The organism is Bosea sp. Tri-49 (genome assembly GCF_003952665.1).
In the GTDB taxonomy this organism is placed as follows: domain Bacteria; phylum Pseudomonadota; class Alphaproteobacteria; order Rhizobiales; family Beijerinckiaceae; genus Allobosea.
This window is the reverse complement of the sequence record NZ_CP017946.1, coordinates 2858172-2875093: the sequence shown is the minus strand read 5'-3', so window position 1 is coordinate 2875093 and position 16922 is coordinate 2858172. Positions and strand designations below refer to the sequence as shown.

Below are 16922 nucleotides of genomic sequence, written 5' to 3'. Positions count from 1 at the left end.
ATGGCCGCCGACGATGACGATTGCGAACGGATGACGCCCTCACGCCGCGCCGTATTGGGGGCGGCCAGCGCACTCTTCGCCTGGTCCTACATGCCGAAATTCGCCCATGCAGCGGCCGGCTCGCGCGATTCCCGTTTCCTGCTGGTGGTGCTGCGCGGTGCACTCGATGGGCTCTCGGCCGTGCCGCCGCTCGGCGATCCCAACTACGCCGATCTGCGCGAGGGGATCGCGTTGGCGAAGGACGGGCCTGAGGCGGCGCTGCCGCTCGACGGCTTCTTCTATCTGCATCCGGCGATGCCCAACCTGGCGCGGCTCTATGCCGGCGGGCAGGCGGCGATCGTCCATGCCAGTGCCACCGGCTATCGCGAGCGCTCGCATTTCGATGGGCAAGATGTGCTGGAGAGCGGGCAGGGTGGTCCGGGCAAGACCGATTCAGGCTGGCTCAACCGGCTGATCGCCAGCCTGCCGCCGGGCGAAGCAGTCTCGCGCCATGGCGCGCTCGGCGTCGGCGTGGTGCCGCCTTTGGTCGTGCGGGGCGAGGCGCCGGTGCTCGGCTGGGCGCCGCCGCGCATGGCACGGGCCGGCGCCGATCTCGTCCAGCGTCTCGGCGATCTCTATGGCGAGCGCGATCCCGCTCTGGCGCTCGTGCTGAAGCGGGCGATCGAGACCGAATTGATCGCGTCCCGGCAAGGTGCCGAACAGCCGCGTGGCGGCGGCGGGCCGGATAGTGCCGAGGGGATGAAGCGCATCGCCGAGGGAGCCGCCCGGCTGGTCGGCGCCGAGGACGGCCCGCGCATCGCTGCATTGGCTTTCGAGGGTTGGGATACGCATGCGAACGAAGGCGGAGCCAAGGGGCGGCTCGCCACCTTGCTCGGTGGGCTCGACGGCGCGCTTGCGACCTTCGAGAGCGGTCTCAGGCCGGTCTGGAAGGACACGGTGGTGATGGTGGTCACCGAGTTCGGCCGTACCGCCCGCGTCAACGGCACGGTCGGCACCGATCACGGCACCGGCACGGTCGCCTTCCTGGTCGGAGGTGCGGTCAGGGGCAAGCGGATGATCGTCGACTGGCCCGGCCTCAAGCCGGAGCAATTGCATGAGCAGCGCGACCTCAGGCCGACCACCGACATCCGTGCCGTCGCCAAGGGCGTCGTCGCCGATCTCTTCGGATTGTCTGGCCCGGTGCTGGCCGAGAAGGTCTTTCCCGGCAGCGGTGATCTCAAGCCGATGCAGGGGTTGGTGGTGTAGCCCTCCCTTCTCCCCCTGCGGGAGAAGGTGGCTCGGCGAAGCCGAGACGGATGAGGGGTCGCGAGACCTCTCATGTTTCGTCGCCGTCAGGCGCAAACGACTAGTGACGGCGCGACCCCTCACCCCAGCCCTCTCCCGCAAGGGGAGAGGGGGCAGGTTGCGGTTCACGCGTCAGCGCTCAAGCCCAGGCGCGGCCCTTCAGCTTTTCTTCATAGGCGTCGATCTTGGTCGACTTCTCCATAGTGAGGCCGATATCGTCGAGGCCGTTGAGCAGGCAGTGCTTGCGGAACGGGTCGATCTCGAAGGTCACCGTGCCGCCATCCGGGCCCTTGATGCTCTGGTTCTGAAGGTCGACGGTCAGCGTCGCGTTCGAGCCGCGATCGGCGTCGTCGAACAGCTTGTCGAGATCTTCCTGGCTGACCACGATCGGCAGGATGCCGTTCTTGAAGCAGTTATTGTAGAAGATGTCGGCGAAGCTCGTGGAGATCACGCAGCGGATGCCGAAGTCGAGCAGCGCCCAGGGCGCGTGCTCGCGCGACGAGCCGCAACCGAAATTGTCGCCGGCGACCAGGATCTCCGACTTGCGATAGGCCGGCTGGTTCAGGACGAAATCGGGATTCTCCGAGCCGTCGTCCTTGTAGCGCATCTCCGAGAACAGCGCGGTGCCCAGCCCGGTGCGCTTGATCGTCTTCAGGTACTGCTTGGGGATGATCATGTCGGTGTCGACATTGATCACCTTCAGCGGGGCAGGGGTCGAGGTCAGGGTGGTGAAGGGCTGCATGGCGGGTACTCCGGCAGGTCTTTCGTGATGTGGGCGAGGCGGCGCGTCAGAGCTGCGCCGTCAGGAGCTTGAAGCTGGCGAAGGTGAAGAAGGCGGCGAGGCAAGCTTCGGCGCGGCGGCGGATCCTGCGGTAGCCCGCCACCATCGACGCCGTCGAGAACAGGTAGGCATAGGTCTGGTTGATCGCGAGCGAGATCGTCAGGCAGCCGAGGATGATGGCGTAGAGCACCACCGCTGGCGTTTCGGGCCTGAGGCCGAGCGCGATGATCGCCGTCCAGCTCAGGATCGCCTTCGGGTTGGTGAGGTGCATCAGGTAGCCGCGCAGATAGAGGCGGCGGCCCGAGCCACTGGCTTTCGGCGGCGGCATCTCCGCCTGCATGGCCGAGCGGGCCGAGCGCCAGGCCAGGAACAGCAGATAGAGCCCGCCGACGATCTTGATGGCGTAGAGCGCGCCGGGATGGGCGACGATCAGGGCGGTGACGCCGACCGCGGCGAGGATGCCCCAGGTCAGCGATCCCGTGGTGACGCCGAGCGCGAGCGTCATCCCGGCCCGTCTGCCATGCTCCATCGAGGTCGCCATCACCTGGAGATTGCTCGGTCCGGGGCTGGCGACAGCGATGAAGAACGCCGAGAAGACCAAGGCGAGGTCGGGCAAGTGGCGGATCAGTTCGTCCAGCATCGTCTCTATCCCGCCGCCTTCTCGATTGCGTCCATATCGTCGTCGTCGAAGCCGAAATGGTGGCCGATCTCGTGGACGAGCACATGGGTGACGATGGCGCCCAGGCTCTCGTCATGCTCGGCCCAGTAGTCGAGGATCGGCCGCCGGTAGAGATGGATGGTGTTGGGCATCTGCCCGGTCTGCGGGGCATAGCCCTGCTGCGGCAGGCCGATCCCTGAGAACAGGCCGAGCAGGTCGAAGGGGCTCTCGGCTTCGAGCTCCTTCAGCACGTCGTCCTCGGGGAACTCGGTGACGTTGATGACGAGGTCGGCGCAGAGCTTGCGGAAATCATTGGGCAGGCGGTCATAGGCCGCCTGCGCCAGCACTTCGAACTCAGCGCTGGACGGCGCACGCACGCCATCCCAGTCGAGACCCTGCGAGCCTTCAATCGAGGCGCTTGTCTTGATCGAGGGAACGCTGCCCATCACCAGATCTTCAATTGATGCCCGAGCCACCATGACAGGCCGATGAAGGCGATCAGCGAGAGACCGCGGCCGATACGCCGGCCCCAGATCTCGATTTGATCGCCTTCCGGCGCGTCCTTGCCGGAGAAGTGGTCGGCCGCGCGCCCCATGGATGAGCCGAGGAAGCTCTCATCGTCGCGCCTGACGCGATCGAGCGCTTCCTTGGCCTCCTTGGCGCGGGCGGCTTCGCGGGGATCGGTGCTCATGACGTCCTCCCGCGAAACGACCCGCTTCAGCCCAGCGTCCGCACGTCGACAAAGTGGCCGATCAGGGACGCCGCCGCCGCCATCGCCGGCGAGACCAGGTGGGTGCGGCCCTTGAAGCCCTGGCGGCCCTCGAAATTGCGGTTCGAGGTCGAGGCGGCGCGCTGGCCCGGCTTGAGCTGGTCCGGGTTCATGCCGAGGCACATCGAGCAGCCCGGCTCGCGCCATTCGAAACCGGCGGCGAGGAAGATCTTGTCGAGCCCCTCGGCCTCGGCCTGCTGCTTCACCAGGCCCGAGCCCGGCACGATCATGGCGTAGTCCAGGCTCTCATGGATCTTCTTGCCCTCGACGATCTTGGCGACCGTACGCAGATCCTCGATGCGGCCATTGGTGCAGGAGCCGATCCAGATCACGTCGAGCGGGATCTCGGTCATCTTGGTGCCGGCAGTCAGACCCATATAGTCGAGCGCGCGCTGCTTCGAGCTGCGCTTGGTCTCGTCCTCGATCAGCGCAGGATCGGGCACGGCGCCGGTCACCGAGATCACGTCCTCTGGGCTGGTGCCCCAGGATACGATCGGCGGCAGGTTGGCGGCATCGAGCCTGACGATGCGGTCGAAATGCGCGCCCTCGTCGGTCCGCAGCGTCTCCCAGTAGCGCAGCGCCTCGTCCCAGGCGGCGCCCTGCGGCGCCTTCGGCCGGCCTTTCAGATATGCGTAGGCCTTCTCGTCCGGCGCGACCATGCCGGCGCGGGCGCCGCCCTCGATCGACATGTTGCAGACCGTCATGCGGCCTTCCATCGAGAGGCCCCGAATGGCCTCGCCGGCATATTCGATCACCGAGCCGGTGCCGCCGGCGGTGCCGATCTCGCCGATGATGGCGAGCGTGATGTCCTTGGCGCCGACGCCCGGAGCGGGTGTGCCGTCGACCTGGACCAGCATGTTCCTGGCCTTCTTCTGGATCAGCGTCTGGGTGGCGAGCACATGCTCGACCTCCGAGGTGCCGATGCCATGGGCCAGCGCGCCGAAGGCGCCATGCGTCGAGGTGTGGCTGTCGCCGCAGACGATGGTGGTGCCGGGCAGGGTGAAGCCCTGCTCGGGGCCGACGATGTGGACGATGCCCTGGCGGATATCGAGCTCGTTGAAATACTCGACGCCGAATTCCTTGGCGTTCCTGGCCAGCGCCTCGACCTGGATGCGGCTCTCTTCCTCGGCGATGCCCTTGCTGCGGTCGGTCGTCGGGATGTTGTGGTCGACGACGGCCAGCGTCTTGTGCGGCGCATGGACCTTGCGGCCAGTCATGCGCAGGCCCTCGAAGGCCTGCGGGCTGGTGACCTCGTGGACGAGGTGGCGGTCGATATAGAGTAGGCAGGTGCCGTCGTCCTGACGGTCGACGACGTGGTCCTCGAAGATCTTGTCGTAGAGGGTGGTGGGGGCCTTGGTCGCAGTCATGGCTTCAATTGCCTTCGGTATGGAAATCGGTGGCGGCCCAAAGGGCCAGCGCGCATCGCAACGGCCTGTCGCCGGCCGGACGGCCGGTCTCAGGCGCAGCTAAGGCCGGCTGCGAGCGAGGCCGTGAAGCGGCCGAAGAAGCGCCAGGGCAGGCGGGCATGGTCATGCAGCGCAGCGAAGCCCTGGGTGGTCGGAAAACGGCGCAGGTTCAACGTGCGGCGCACTACGCGCCGGACTTCGCTCCTGTTCTGCCGTTTCACCGTCATGACGTGCTTCTACCAGTTCCAAACTGCACGGGCAACGCGGTGAGACTGTCGCAGCGGCAGCCGCGTAGCGCGTTCAGTGCAGGGCTGTTATCTAGCGGCTCCCGGCGCGCCGCGAAAGAGCAGGTTGCGCCGGCAAACGGAACGGTGATGCGATGGCGCGCTTCTTCCCCTTCATGCTGCTGGCGGTCATCGCCTATGGCGTCACTGTCGCGGCGTTGGGCGTGCCGCTCTCGCGCGAGCTTCTCAATATCGGCCTGCCGTCCGGCACCGCCTTCGTCCTCACTGTCAGCGAGCTCCTGCTCGCGATCTCGACGGTCGTGCTGTTCTTCGAGATCATGAACGCGACCAGCGCCAAGTCGAGCTCGATCCTGAACCACGGCCTGTCCATGGTGGTCTTCATCGCCTGCGGGCTGATCTTTCTGTTCGTCCCCGGCTTCGGCACCGGCACCTTCGTGATCATCACGCTGATGGCACTGGTCGACGTGATCGCGGGTTATTCGATCAGCATCCTGACAGCGCGGCGGGATATGACCTTCGGGAATAACGAGTAAGTCGCCGTCATTCCGGGGCAGGCCGTAGGCCTGAGCCTGGAACCCATGAACACCGCCCTTTCCGTCATGGTCGGGCTTGTCCCGACCATCCACGTCTTCCTTCCGGCGAGGCGGTGTTCAAGACGTGGATGCTCGCCACAGGGGCGAGCATGACGAACTGGAGCAGCGTTGTGTTCATGGGTGCCGGGCTCGCCGCTGCGCAGCGCCCCGGAAAGACGGCGGCGCTAAAGCTCACTCCGCAGCTGCCACAGCTCCGGGAAGAACGAGCGCTCCAGCGCCGTCCGCAGGAACTTCACGCCGCTGGAGCCGCCGGTGCCCTGCTTGAAGCCGATGATGCGCTCGACCGTCTTCATGTGGCGGAAGCGCCATTGCTGGAACTGGTCCTCGACATCGACCAGCTCCTCGGCGAGCTCGTAGAGATCGAAATAGCTGTGCGTGTCGCGGTAGATCGTCAGCCACACCGCCTTCACGCCCTCGTTCGCGACATGCGGCTGGCTCCAGTCGCGCTCGATGCAGTAGGCCGGGACCGGCAGGCCGCGCCGCGCCAGCAGGCGCAAGGCCTCGTCATAGAGGCTCGGTGCCTCCAGCAATTCCTTGAGATGGGCGTAATGCTCGGAATGATGCCGGTGCATCGCCAGCATGCGCGGATCCTTGGCGCCGAGACGGAATTCGAAGGCACGGTACTGGTGCGACTGGAAGCCAGAGGACTGGCCGAGCGCATCGCGGAAGGCGAGATAATCGGCCGGGGTCATGGTCGAGAGCACGTCCCAGGCGCTGATCAACTGCGCCTGGATGCGCGAGACCCGCGCCAGAGACTTGAAGGCCGGCTGCAACTCGTCGGCCTTGATCGCGGCGATGGCGCCATCGAGCTCATGTGCCGCCAGCTTCAGCCAGAGCTCCTGGACCTGGTGGATGGTGATGAACAACAGCTCGTCGGGCGCATCGCTCAGCGGCTTTTGCGCCGCGAGCAGCAGGTCGAGGCCGAGATAGGAGCCGTAATCCATCCGCTCCTTGAAATCGGTCTGGATGCCGGGTTCGATCCGGCTCTTGTGATCGCCTGTCCCGGTGGTCATCGCGCCGTCCTCGCTGGACTCGCGCCTTGACTGAGGAGAGGCGCAAGATATTTTAAGCTTAAAGTATTTTGCCGGATCGGCAAGGTAGCGGAGCACGATGATGGACCAGATGACGAATGCTCCCGCGACGCTCGGCCGTCCGCCCTTCGACCTTTCCGCCGAGTTCTCGCGCTTCCGCCAGAACTGGCCGGACAAGCTGCATTTTGCCGCCCACAGCCATCATTTCTGGCCGGATGCGACCCGCGAAGCACACCTGTGCGCCTGGGACGATGCTGCTCGCCTCGTCGACGGCAAGTGGCAGGAGGTGCTCGGCCCGGTCTGGCAGAAGGTCGCGCAAGGTGTTGCCAAGCACCTCAATCTGCCCGGGATCGAGGGTCTCGTCCCCGCCAACAACACCCATGAATTCGTCAACCGGCTGCTGTCCTGCCTGCCGAGCGAGCGCAAGCCGCGCATCCTGACTAGCGATGCTGAGTTCCACTCCTTCCGCCGCCAGATCGAGCGGCTGGCGGAGGACGGCTTGATCGAGCTCACCGTCGTGCCGGCCGAGCCTTTCGCCGACCTGACGGAGCGGCTGGTCGTGGCGGCGAAACAAGGTTCCGGTCCTGACCTGGTCTTCGTCAGCCAGGTCCATTTCAACTCCGGCTATGCTCTGACCGATCTGGAGACGCTGGTCGATGGCGTCTCGGCACCGGGCCGGCTCGTCGTCATCGACGGCTATCACGGCTTCCTGGCGCGGCCGACCGATCTCTCGGCCATTGCCGACAAGGCCTTCTACATCGCCGGCGGCTACAAATACGCCATGTCGGGCGAAGGCGCTTGCTTCATGCATTGCCCGCCCGGTTTCGCCATGCGCCCGCGCGATACCGGCTGGTATGCCTCCTTTGGCGCGCTCGCTGGCCCGCAAGACAGCATCGGCTATGCCGAGAACGGTTGGCGCTTCATGGGCGCGACCTTCGATCCCTCCGGTCTCTATCGGATGGGCGCTATGTTCGGCTGGCTCGATGCGAAAGGGCTCGACGCCGCCGCGATCCACGCCCACGCCCATGCCCTGCAGGAGATCGTTATGGCCGGGCTGGCGCAGCGGCCTTGCGGCGTACTTGCGCCGGAGAACCTTGTCGTTCCGCTCTCCGAACCGGCGCGCGGCAACTTCCTGACCTTCCGCCATGCGGATGCGGCCCTTTGGCACGAGAAGCTGAAGCAGGCCGGCATCACTGTCGATCTGCGCGGCGACCGCCTGCGCCTCGGCTTCGGGCTCTATCAGAACGCCGCCGACGCGGAGACGCTGCTGAAGCGTTTGGCTGAACTCGCCTGAGGGACCTAGATCCGCGCCTTGCTGACGGGGTCGAACAGCACCGCCTTGTCCAGATCGAGCGCCAGTCTGAAAGTCTCGCCGGGTTTGGCGGGAGCATCGGCGCGCAGGCGCGCGGTCAGTGTGATCTCGCCGCGGCGGGCGATGGCGTAGAGGTCGGAGCCGGTCGGCTCGACTACCTCGATCTGCACGTCGAGCGGGGCGAGCGTACCGGCTGATTGGTCGGTGATGACAGTGTCGGTCACTGCCTCCGGCCGGATGCCGAGGATGACCTCCTGACCATCGCTCAAGGCGGCGCCGCGGGCGCTGTGCGGCAGCGCGATCGCGATGTCCTCGCCGTTCTTGCTGACCAGGCCCTTGCCGGCGACATGGCGCAGCGTCAGCAGGTTCATCGCCGGCGAGCCCATGAAATCGGCGACGAAGAGGTTGGCCGGCCGGTTGTAGATCTCGTCCGGCGTGCCGACTTGCTGCAACTCGCCATCGCGCATCACTGCGATCTTGGTGGCGAGCGTCATCGCCTCGATCTGGTCGTGCGTGACGTAGACGATGGTGTTGCCGGTGCGCTGATGCAGGCGCTTGATCTCGTGCCGCATCTCGACGCGCAGCTTGGCGTCAAGATTGGACAAGGGTTCGTCGAACAGGAACACTCGCGGCTTGCGGACCAAGGCGCGGCCCATGGCGACGCGCTGGCGCTGGCCTCCCGAAAGCTGAGCCGGGCGCCGGCCGAGCAGGTGCTCGATCTGCAGCGTCTGCGCGACGGCACGCACCGCCGCTTCCCGCTCCGGCTTGGGCACGTTGCGCATTTCCAGGGCGAAGGCGATGTTCTGCGCCACGGTCATGTTCGGATAGAGCGCGTAGGACTGGAAAACCATCGCGATGTCACGCTTGGACGGCGCCAGATGCGTCACCGTCTGGCCGTCGATCAGGATATCGCCGCTGGTCACCGGCAGAAGCCCGGCGATGGTGTTGAGCAGGGTCGACTTGCCGCAGCCGGACGGACCGACCAGCACGAGGAAACCGCCCTTTTCCAGAGTGAGGTTGATGCCCTTGAGCACCGGCGTGGCGCCGATGCGCTCGTGTACGTCGCGAATTTCGAGGAATGCTGCGCTCATGCTCACCCCTTGACCGCTCCGGCCATCAGCCCGCGCACGAAATAGCGGCCGGCGACGACATAGACGAGCAATGTCGGCAGGGCGGCGATCATCGCCGCCGCCATGTGGACGTTGTATTCCTTCACCCCGGTGGAGGAGTTGACCAGGTTGTTCAGCGCCACCGTGATCGGCGCCTGATCGCCGGAGGAGAAGGAGACGCCGAACAGGAAGTCGTTCCAGATATTGGTGAACTGGTAGATCACCGTCACCACGATGATCGGCCCGGACGAGGGCAGCAGGATCCGCCAGAAGATCTGGAAGAAGCCGGCCCCGTCGATCTGGGCCGCCTTGACCAGCTCATCCGGAAAGGCCTCGTAGAAGTTCCGGAAGAACAGGGTGGTGAAGCCGAGCCCGTAGACGACATGCACCAGCACCAGCCCGGCAGTGGAGTTGGCCAGACCCATGATGCCGAGCAGCCGCGCCATCGGGATCAGCACGATCTGGAACGGGATGAAGCAGGCGAACAGCATCAGGCCGAAGATCAGCTTGTGGCCGGCAAAGCGCCATTTGGTCAGGACGTAGCCGTTCAGCGCGCCCAGCATGGTCGAGATGATCACCGCCGGCACGACCATGCGGAAGGAGTTCCAGAAGAAGCCGCGGATGCCGTCGCCATTGACGCTGCCGACGCCGATCCGCGCCTCGCTCCAGGCCTTGTGCCAGGCCTCGAAGGTCACCTCCTGCGGCAGGGCCAGCATGGTGCCGTTGCGCAGCTCGTCTAGCGATTTCAGCGAGGTGACCACCATGACGAATAATGGCAGCAGGAACATCGCCGCGAAGATCGCCAGGAGGCCATAGATCACGATCCGCGAGGTGATATTGCGGGGGCGCATCGAGCCGACGCTGCTGCTCATCCGCGCCGCTCCCTGAGTTCGGAGTAGAGGTAGGGCACGATGATCGCGGTGATCGTCATCAGCATGATCACTGCGCTCGCGGCGCCGACCGCCATCTGACTGCGCTCATAGGTGAAGGAATACATGAAGGTCGAGGGCAGCTCGGTGGCGTTGCCTGGGCCGCCGCCGGTGAGTGCCTTGACCAGGTCGTAGGACTTGATCGCCATGTGCGCGAGCACGATGAAGACGGAGAGAAACACCGGCCGCAGCAGCGGGATGATGATGCGGCGATAGATGGTGAAGCTCGAGGCGCCGTCGATCTCGGCCGCCTTGATGATCTCGCCGTCGATGCCGCGCAAGCCGGCCAAGAACATCGCCATGACGAAGCCGGAGGCCTGCCAGACGCCGGCGATGACGACGGTGTAGATCGCGGTCTCGGTATTGACCAGCCAGTCGAACTGCGCGTTTTCCCAGCCGAGCCAGCGCACCGGCGCCCATGTCGGCCAGCCGAGCGCCTGCATGGTGCGCCCGAGGCCGAGCGTCGGATTGAGGAACCATTGCCAGGCGGTGCCCGTGACGATGAAGGACAGCGCCATCGGGTAGAGGAAGATCGGCCGCAGCACCCCTTCGAAGCGGATACGCTGGTCGAGCAGGATTGCCAGGGTCAGGCCGATCGCCGTGCACAGCAAAAGGTAGAGCGAGCCGAAGATCGCGAGATTCTGCAGCGCCACGTACCAGTTCGGCTGCGACCAGAGCCGTTGATAAGCGTCGAAACCGATCAATTGATAGACCGGCAGCATGCGCGACGGGGTGAACGACAGATAGATCGTCCACAGGATGAAGCCGTAGACGAAGACGAGTACGAGCGCGAAGCTCGGCGCCAGCACCAGCTTCGGCAAGGCGTGCCGCAGCCGCTCGGCCCGGGAGCTCGACGAGCCCCCGGCGGGGTCGGTCAAGGGAACAGCAGACATGGCGATGGGATCCGGCCGATGCCGACGCGCCTGGCGCCGGCATCGGGGAGGGCAGGGTTATTTCGCGGCAGCGATTGCCGCCGGCAGACGGGTCAAGGCCTGGTCGGTGGTGAGCTGGCCGTTCAGGTGCTGGGTCACGACGTCGAAGAAGGCATTCTTGATCGAGTCGGGCTGGGCGTAGCCATGCGCGAGCGAGCCGACCATGGTGCCGGCGGCCATCGCCTCGGCGACATCCTTGATGCCCTTCTTGCCGCAGGCATCGAACTCGGCGTCGGAGACGCCAAGCCGCGCCGGGGCCGAGCCCTTCACCTTGTTGAAGGCGATCTGGAAGCTCGTATCCAGCACCGCCGCCGCCATCTTGTGCTGCGCCGGAATGTCCTTGGCGCCGAGCTTGAACATCATGAACTGGTCGGCGTTGAACAGCACATTGCCCTGCGTGCCGGGGAAGCGGATGCAGACGAAATCCTGATCCGGTACCTTCTTGGCGCCGATGAACTCGCCCTTGGCCCAGTCGCCCATTTCCTGCGCGCCGGCCTCGCCCTTGATCACCATGGCGGTGGAGAGGTTCCAGTCGCGGCCGGAAAAGCCTTTGTCGAAATAGCCGCGCAGCTTGGTCATCGTGTCGAAGGCCTTGCGCATCTTGTCAGATTTCAGCGCCGCCGGATCGAGCTGGAGCACGGCCTTCTTGTAGAAATCCATGCCGCCGATCGAGAGTACCACCGCCTCCCACAGCGTGGTGTCCTGCCAGGGCGAGCCACCATGCGCGAGGGCGGTAATGCCTTGCGCCTTGAAGGCGTCGAGCATGGCGATGAACTCGTCGAGGGTCTTGGGCGGCTGCAGGCCGGCCTTGTCGAGGGCTGCCTTGTTGATCCAGAGCCAGTTGGTCGAATGGATATTGACGGGCACGGCGACCCAATGGCCGGCATCCTTCGAGAACGCCTTGAGCGGCTCGGGGACCAGTTTCTCCCAGTCATTCGCCTTGGCGACGTCGTCGAGATTGGCGGCGAAGCCTTGCGAGCCCCAATCGCGCAGGTTGAAGCCGAGCAATTGCGCCGCGGTCGGCGGGGTACCGGCGGTGACGCGGGCGCGCAGCGCCGTCATGGCCTGCACGCCGGAGCCACCGGCGACCGGCATGTCCTTCCAGGTTACGCCCTGCTTGGCGAGGTTGTCCTTGAGCACGCTGAGGGCAGCCGCTTCGCCCCCGGCTGTCCACCAATGCAGGACCTCGACCTGCTCCTGGGCTTTGGCGGGGGCGAGGCCGAGCACGCCAGCGGTCAGAACGAATGCGAGCTTCCGGATTCTCATCGTTGTCCACTCCCTGGAGAATTGCTGGTTCTTGCGTCGGCTCTTGGCCGATCGCTGCCATTTCGATGCAGGCGAGTTCACTCGCCGTCGGTGAAGAAATTATCGTCGCCGGTCCGCTTCACCCCGCTCGGTTTCAACGTTCCTGCTGGTCTCGCCATGGCGAGGCGATCAGTCGCCAGCCTGCATCGCCAAGGCGAATTTCGCCGACCGGTCAACCTAACATGGTGGGATCGAAGCCGATGCGTCAATCCGTGATGCGCATCCAAAACGGTGCTCGCGGCTGGAGCCGCGAGTGACGTTGGGGTAGCATCCCGCTTGGTCGGCCGCGCCCTGCGCTGATCGATGAAGCGGACGGAGCTTACCCATGAAGACTCTGCCGAGCCTTGTGATTGCCGCCGCTCTCGCCACTTTCGCCCCTGCTTTCGCCCAGGCTCCCAAGCCGGCCACGGCCTCTCCTGCTGTGCAGAAGGAGTTCGCTGATTTCATCGGAAAGTTCCGCGCGGCGCTGAAGGCCAACGACCCAGCAGCCGTCGCCGGTCTGACGCGGCTGCCCTATATGGGCGACGCCTCCATCAGCGACGCTGCGCAATTCCGTGCCAAGGTCTATCCACGCGAATTCACCGCGAAGAACCGCACCTGCCTTCAACGCAGCAAGCCGGTCTACGACCGCGACGGCGCCAAGAACGAGATCTACGCCATCGTCTGCGGCGGCGACCTCTTCACCTTCACCAAGACGCCGGCCGGGTTCCTGCTCACGGATGTCGATGTCGCCGATTGACCGGCGGTACGGCTGGTCAGCGCTGCGCGGTATCGACGCTGACCACCACCGACATCCCTGGTGACAGCCGCTCTGCCAGCGCCTGACCGGGATCGATCGCGATGCGCACCGGCACGCGCTGGGCGATCTTGACGAAGTTGCCGGTGGCATTCTCCGGCCGGATCACGCTGAACTCCGAGCCGGCCGCCGGCGAGAAGCGCTCGATCGTGCCGGTCAGCCTGGCGTGGCGTAACGCATCGACCGTGAAGCCGACGCTCTGGCCGACCCTCATGCCCGGCAACTGCGTCTCCTTGAAATTGGCGACCACCCAAACCTGGCTCGGCACCAGAGCCATCAACTGCGTGCCAGCCGAGACGTACTGCCCGAGCCGCGCCGAGACCTCTCCGAGGCGCCCGTCCTGCGGCGCGGTGATGCGGGTGTTCTGCAGGTCGATCTCGGCGAGATGCACGGCTGCCTCTGCGCCCTGGACCGCCGCCTCCAGCGATTGCCGATTGACGATGGCGCTCTGCACGTCCTGCCGGGCGACGTCGACGGCGGCGTTGCTCGCGGTCAACCCGGCGCGAGCCTGGTCGAGCGCCTGCAGGCTCTGGTCGGCATTGGTCTGGTTGACGACGCCGCGCTCGCGCAAAGGCTCGATCCGCCCCCAATTGGCATCTGCAGTGCGTAGGGCCGCCTCAGCGCTGGCGACATTGGCCTCGCTGGCCCGTTGGCGCGCCTCGGCGGCGTGGCGGGACTGCTCGGAATTGGCGAGCGCGGCGCGCTGGGCTGCAAGACTGGCGCGTGCCTGCTCCAGTCGCTGCTGGAAGATGCGCTCGTCGATACGGACGAGGAGCTGGCCCTGCTTCACCCCTGCGAAATCCTGAACTGCGACCTCGGCGATATAGCCGGCGAGCTGCGGCGCGATCACGGTGACCTGGCCGCGAACATAGGCGTTCTCGGTGGTCTCGATCGCGCTGGCGAAGGGCGGCAGCCGCCATGCGTAGAGGATGACGGTGAGCCCGGCGAGGCCGATGGCGAGCGCGATATAGGTCGAGATGGAGCGGAAGATGCGGGTCATGGCTGGGGTGCAGGTGAAGGAGCGGGGAAGCCTTCCCGCATGCGCAGGACGGCGAGATGGGCGAGCAGGCCGACGAGGGCGCTGCCGGCGATCAGAGCGATGAGCAGGAAGGCGTCGTTATAGGCGAGCACGGTCGCTTCCCGGATCGCCTGCTGGGCGAGCAGGGTGACGCCCTCGGCTCGCGTCAGTCCGGCATCGGTCAGCATATGGCCATAGGTGCCGGCGAGCTCCTGGATGCGCTGGGCGACGAGCGGATCGGCCAATGAAAAGTGCTCGGCCAGCTGGCTGTAGTGGAAGCTGGTCCTGAGCGTGATGAAGCTGCCGAACAGCGCCGAGCCGAGCAGGCCGCCGAGGCTCTGGGTGAACAGGAAGATCACGAAGAAGCTGAGTATGTAGACCGGCCCGCGTGCCAGCGCCGGGGCGAGCCCTTGTCCCATCGCAGCCGGCAGGAACAGGGCGGAGCCATAGGCCACCAGCGCCTGGCTGAGATGAATGTCGTGCGGGCGGGTCAGGCTGGTGGCGCTGCTGTCGAGCAGCGCGCCGGTCATGATGCAGATCAGCGCCGCCGCGTAGAAGGCGCTCTCCCGCCCGGGCCGCAGCAGTGCCGCGCAGGTGAAGCCGCCGGCGAGGATCGCCGTGAGGATCACGCCATAGAGCGGCATGGTCTGCTCGTTCTGGAAGCCGAGCGCCTGGAAGAAATTGGAGGCGCCGACCGTCTGCTCCGCCAGCACGACGCGGAAGAGCAGCAGCACCGTGGCATAGTGCAGCGTCGCCGGGCTGGTCAGCCAGCGTATGTCGATGAGTGGGCTCTGCCGGTGCAGTTCGATGATTGCCGCCAGCGTCAGGCAGAGGATCGCGCCGGCGAAAAGCCAGCCGAGCCAAGGGGCTTCCAGCCACCAGTAGATGCGGCCGAGCGAGAGCGCGACGGCGATGGCGCCGAAGCCGACGGCGATCAGGAGATAGCTCACGCCGTCGAGCGGCCCGGTTACCTTGACCCGCGGCGGCGGCGTCAGCGGCAGTGCATAGACCAGGCCGAAGGCGACCAGCGCCAGCCCCATCTCGAACAGGGTCAGACCGTGGAAGCCGCCGATCTCGAGCAGGCTCGGCGAGAGCAGCCGTGTGACGGGAATGCCGAGCGTGGTGTTGGTCAGCGCCAGCGACAGGCCGACGGTGAGCTTTTGGCGCGGCTGCAGCGGCTCGATCATATAGAGAAAGGCGAGCGAGGACAGCGGCGCGGCTGCGATGCCGCTCATGAAGCGGACGACCACGGCCGATTGCAGGTCGTGCACGAAGAAATTGAGCATGGCGGCGATCACGAAGCCGGCGATGCTGATCTCGGCGAAGTTGCGTAGCCCGTACTGCATCCTGATCTTGATCAGGGCGATCGAGAGCGAGACGTTCGGCGCCATATAGGCGGCGATCAGCCAGTTGGTCTCGGCGACGGTAGCGCCGAGATCGCCCTGGATCTGGTAGACATTGGTCGCCACGAGATTGGCGCCGACCTGCTGCGTCAGCGCGAGCACCGTCGAAGCCAGCATGTAGCCCAGCGCACGAGCGCGGCTCATGCCGGCTGCGGCGGGTGCCGCCGGCTGCGACGCGGTCCGGGGTGCAGGAGCGGGCGTGTTCATCGGGCGGTGCCCCGGCTGGCAACGATGTTCTCCGACATCCGGGTGAGGACGCGCAAGGCGACCTCCAGCTCGCCCGGATCGATTCCCTCAAGGACATCGGCGCGCAGCTCGGCCAGGAAGGCGAGAATATCCTCGGCCTGGGCCCGCGCGACCGGTGTCAGGAAGACCCGGCGGGCGCGCCTGTCGCCCGGGGCGGCGCGCCGCTCGATCATGCCGTTGCGTTCGAGCCCGTCGAGCAGGCGCACGAGCGTTGGCTGCTCAATGTCGAGCAGGCCGGCGAGATCGGACTGGATCGGCCCGTCGGCCTTGGCGAGCTGCATCAAAAGTCGGGCCCGCGACAGCGTCAGCCCCATGTCGCGGGCGCGCTCGTCGACTAGCGCCCTCAGCTTGCGGTTGGCCGAAGCCAGCTCGGCGGTGAAGGCGGCCTGAAGCTCCGGGGAGTCCATAGCGTTCACATAGATAGCTTGCTAATGATATGCCTACATATCAATGCGGCAAGCGCATTTCAATCGCTATTCGTCGACTTCGATATGCGTAATGGGAATGTTTCGCCCTGCGCCTTCGTCGAGCGCCGACAACAAAAAACGCGGCCCGAAGACCGCGTTTCTGAAACCTCAAAAAGGAAGAGCGGCTTACTTGCCCTTGCTCTCGCCCTTGGCCGGCTTGGCATCGACGCGCTCGGCGATACGGGCCGACTTGCCGCGACGATCGCGCAGGTAATACAGCTTAGCGCGGCGAACCTTGCCCTTGCGGACGACCTTGATCGAGTCGAGGTTCGGCGAATACAGCGGGAAGACGCGCTCGACGCCCTCGCCATACGAAATCTTGCGGACGGTGAAGCTCTGGTTCAGCCCGCCGCCATTGCGGGCGATGCAGACGCCCTCATAGGCCTGAACGCGGCTGCGCTCGCCTTCCTTGACCTTGACGTTGACCTGCACGGTGTCGCCGGGCTGGAAATGCGGGATTTCCTTGCCGTCGGCGAGCTTGGCGATCTGCTCTTGGTCGATCTGCTCGATGATATTCATGGGTCTCTCCATGGCCGTGTTCGCGCGGAAGCGCGGGCTTTCGGCTCGCTGTTTTAAGTTGAGTGCCGGGCCTTACAGGAGAGCGCTGGGTTTGTCGAGCGCGAGATAAGCTGTGTGAA

19 protein-coding genes are annotated in these 16922 nt (G+C 65.7%); 4 read left to right on the top strand and 15 right to left on the bottom strand.

Features of this window, described 5'->3' with window-relative positions:
* Positions 1-1245, top strand: a complete 1245-nt coding sequence (locus tag BLM15_RS14120) for a DUF1501 domain-containing protein (RefSeq protein WP_236846661.1) — start codon at positions 1-3, stop codon at positions 1243-1245.
* Positions 1246-1423: 178 nt separating this feature from the next.
* On the opposite strand, the gene leuD is transcribed toward BLM15_RS14120, so the two are convergent.
* The 6 genes from leuD to BLM15_RS31380 form a co-directional block, all read right to left on the bottom strand.
* Positions 1424-2026, bottom strand: coding sequence for a 3-isopropylmalate dehydratase small subunit (gene leuD / locus BLM15_RS14115; RefSeq protein WP_126113356.1), 603 nt, complete (start codon positions 2024-2026; stop codon positions 1424-1426).
* 46 nt (positions 2027-2072) lie between these two features.
* Positions 2073-2705 (bottom strand): LysE family translocator, encoded by a 633-nt coding sequence (locus BLM15_RS14110; protein ID WP_126113355.1) that lies wholly within the window; start codon positions 2703-2705, stop codon positions 2073-2075.
* A gap of 5 nt (positions 2706-2710) precedes the next feature.
* Complete coding sequence (locus tag BLM15_RS14105; RefSeq protein ID WP_126113354.1) at positions 2711-3169, bottom strand: metallopeptidase family protein; 459 nt, start codon at positions 3167-3169, stop codon at positions 2711-2713.
* Positions 3169-3414, bottom strand: coding sequence for a hypothetical protein (locus tag BLM15_RS14100; protein WP_126113353.1), 246 nt, complete (start codon positions 3412-3414; stop codon positions 3169-3171). The genes BLM15_RS14105 and BLM15_RS14100 overlap by 1 nt, the downstream gene beginning before the upstream one ends.
* Before the next feature lie 26 nt (positions 3415-3440).
* The gene (gene leuC / locus BLM15_RS14095) at positions 3441-4859 is read right to left on the bottom strand and encodes a 3-isopropylmalate dehydratase large subunit (protein WP_126113352.1); all 1419 of its coding nucleotides are present in this window, start codon (positions 4857-4859) and stop codon (positions 3441-3443) included.
* Positions 4860-4948: 89 nt separating this feature from the next.
* On the bottom strand, positions 4949-5125 hold the full coding sequence (locus tag BLM15_RS31380; protein ID WP_164547340.1) for a hypothetical protein: 177 nt from the start codon (positions 5123-5125) through the stop codon (positions 4949-4951).
* A gap of 152 nt (positions 5126-5277) precedes the next feature.
* Between BLM15_RS31380 and BLM15_RS14090 the strand changes: the two genes are divergently transcribed.
* A complete protein-coding gene (locus tag BLM15_RS14090) occupies positions 5278-5676 on the top strand; it encodes a hypothetical protein (RefSeq protein ID WP_126113351.1) in 399 nt (132 codons plus the stop codon).
* A 224-nt stretch (positions 5677-5900) separates the two neighbouring features.
* Here BLM15_RS14090 and kynA read toward each other — a convergent pair whose 3' ends face one another.
* Positions 5901-6749, bottom strand: a complete 849-nt coding sequence (gene kynA / locus BLM15_RS14085) for a tryptophan 2,3-dioxygenase (RefSeq protein WP_126113350.1) — start codon at positions 6747-6749, stop codon at positions 5901-5903.
* Positions 6750-6858: 109 nt separating this feature from the next.
* Between kynA and BLM15_RS14080 the strand changes: the two genes are divergently transcribed.
* Positions 6859-8061 (top strand): aminotransferase class V-fold PLP-dependent enzyme, encoded by a 1203-nt coding sequence (locus tag BLM15_RS14080; RefSeq protein WP_126116174.1) that lies wholly within the window; start codon positions 6859-6861, stop codon positions 8059-8061.
* Between the two features lie 5 nt (positions 8062-8066).
* On the opposite strand, the gene BLM15_RS14075 is transcribed toward BLM15_RS14080, so the two are convergent.
* From BLM15_RS14075 to BLM15_RS14060, 4 genes are read right to left on the bottom strand one after another with little or no spacing between them, the layout of a single operon-like run.
* A complete protein-coding gene (locus BLM15_RS14075) occupies positions 8067-9170 on the bottom strand; it encodes an ABC transporter ATP-binding protein (RefSeq protein ID WP_126113349.1) in 1104 nt (367 codons plus the stop codon).
* 2 nt (positions 9171-9172) lie between these two features.
* Complete coding sequence (locus BLM15_RS14070) at positions 9173-10060, bottom strand: carbohydrate ABC transporter permease (RefSeq protein ID WP_126113348.1); 888 nt, start codon at positions 10058-10060, stop codon at positions 9173-9175.
* Entirely contained in the window at positions 10057-11010 is a 954-nt protein-coding gene (locus BLM15_RS14065; RefSeq protein WP_126113347.1) for a carbohydrate ABC transporter permease, read from the bottom strand. The genes BLM15_RS14070 and BLM15_RS14065 overlap by 4 nt, the downstream gene beginning before the upstream one ends.
* A gap of 57 nt (positions 11011-11067) precedes the next feature.
* Positions 11068-12315 carry an ABC transporter substrate-binding protein gene (locus BLM15_RS14060; RefSeq protein ID WP_126113346.1) on the bottom strand — a complete coding sequence of 416 codons (1248 nt, stop codon included), beginning with the start codon at positions 12313-12315 and terminating at the stop codon, positions 11068-11070.
* 364 nt (positions 12316-12679) lie between these two features.
* Here BLM15_RS14060 and BLM15_RS14055 point away from each other — a divergent pair, with 364 nt between their 5' ends.
* Positions 12680-13093, top strand: a complete 414-nt coding sequence (locus BLM15_RS14055) for a hypothetical protein (RefSeq protein WP_126113345.1) — start codon at positions 12680-12682, stop codon at positions 13091-13093.
* A 16-nt stretch (positions 13094-13109) separates the two neighbouring features.
* Here the strand turns inward: BLM15_RS14055 and BLM15_RS14050 are convergent, their stop codons facing one another.
* The 4 genes from BLM15_RS14050 to rplS all read right to left on the bottom strand — a co-directional run bounded on the left by BLM15_RS14050 (position 13110) and on the right by rplS (position 16803).
* Positions 13110-14150 carry an HlyD family secretion protein gene (locus tag BLM15_RS14050; protein WP_126113344.1) on the bottom strand — a complete coding sequence of 347 codons (1041 nt, stop codon included), beginning with the start codon at positions 14148-14150 and terminating at the stop codon, positions 13110-13112.
* The gene (locus tag BLM15_RS14045) at positions 14147-15715 is read right to left on the bottom strand and encodes an efflux MFS transporter permease (protein WP_126113343.1); all 1569 of its coding nucleotides are present in this window, start codon (positions 15713-15715) and stop codon (positions 14147-14149) included. The genes BLM15_RS14050 and BLM15_RS14045 overlap by 4 nt, the downstream gene beginning before the upstream one ends.
* Positions 15716-15774: 59 nt before the next feature.
* Positions 15775-16224 (bottom strand): MarR family winged helix-turn-helix transcriptional regulator, encoded by a 450-nt coding sequence (locus tag BLM15_RS14040; protein ID WP_126113342.1) that lies wholly within the window; start codon positions 16222-16224, stop codon positions 15775-15777.
* A gap of 186 nt (positions 16225-16410) precedes the next feature.
* Positions 16411-16803: a 50S ribosomal protein L19 gene (gene rplS / locus BLM15_RS14035; protein ID WP_110487983.1), complete on the bottom strand. Its 393-nt coding sequence runs from the start codon at positions 16801-16803 to the stop codon at positions 16411-16413.
* Positions 16804-16922: the final 119 nt, after the last annotated feature.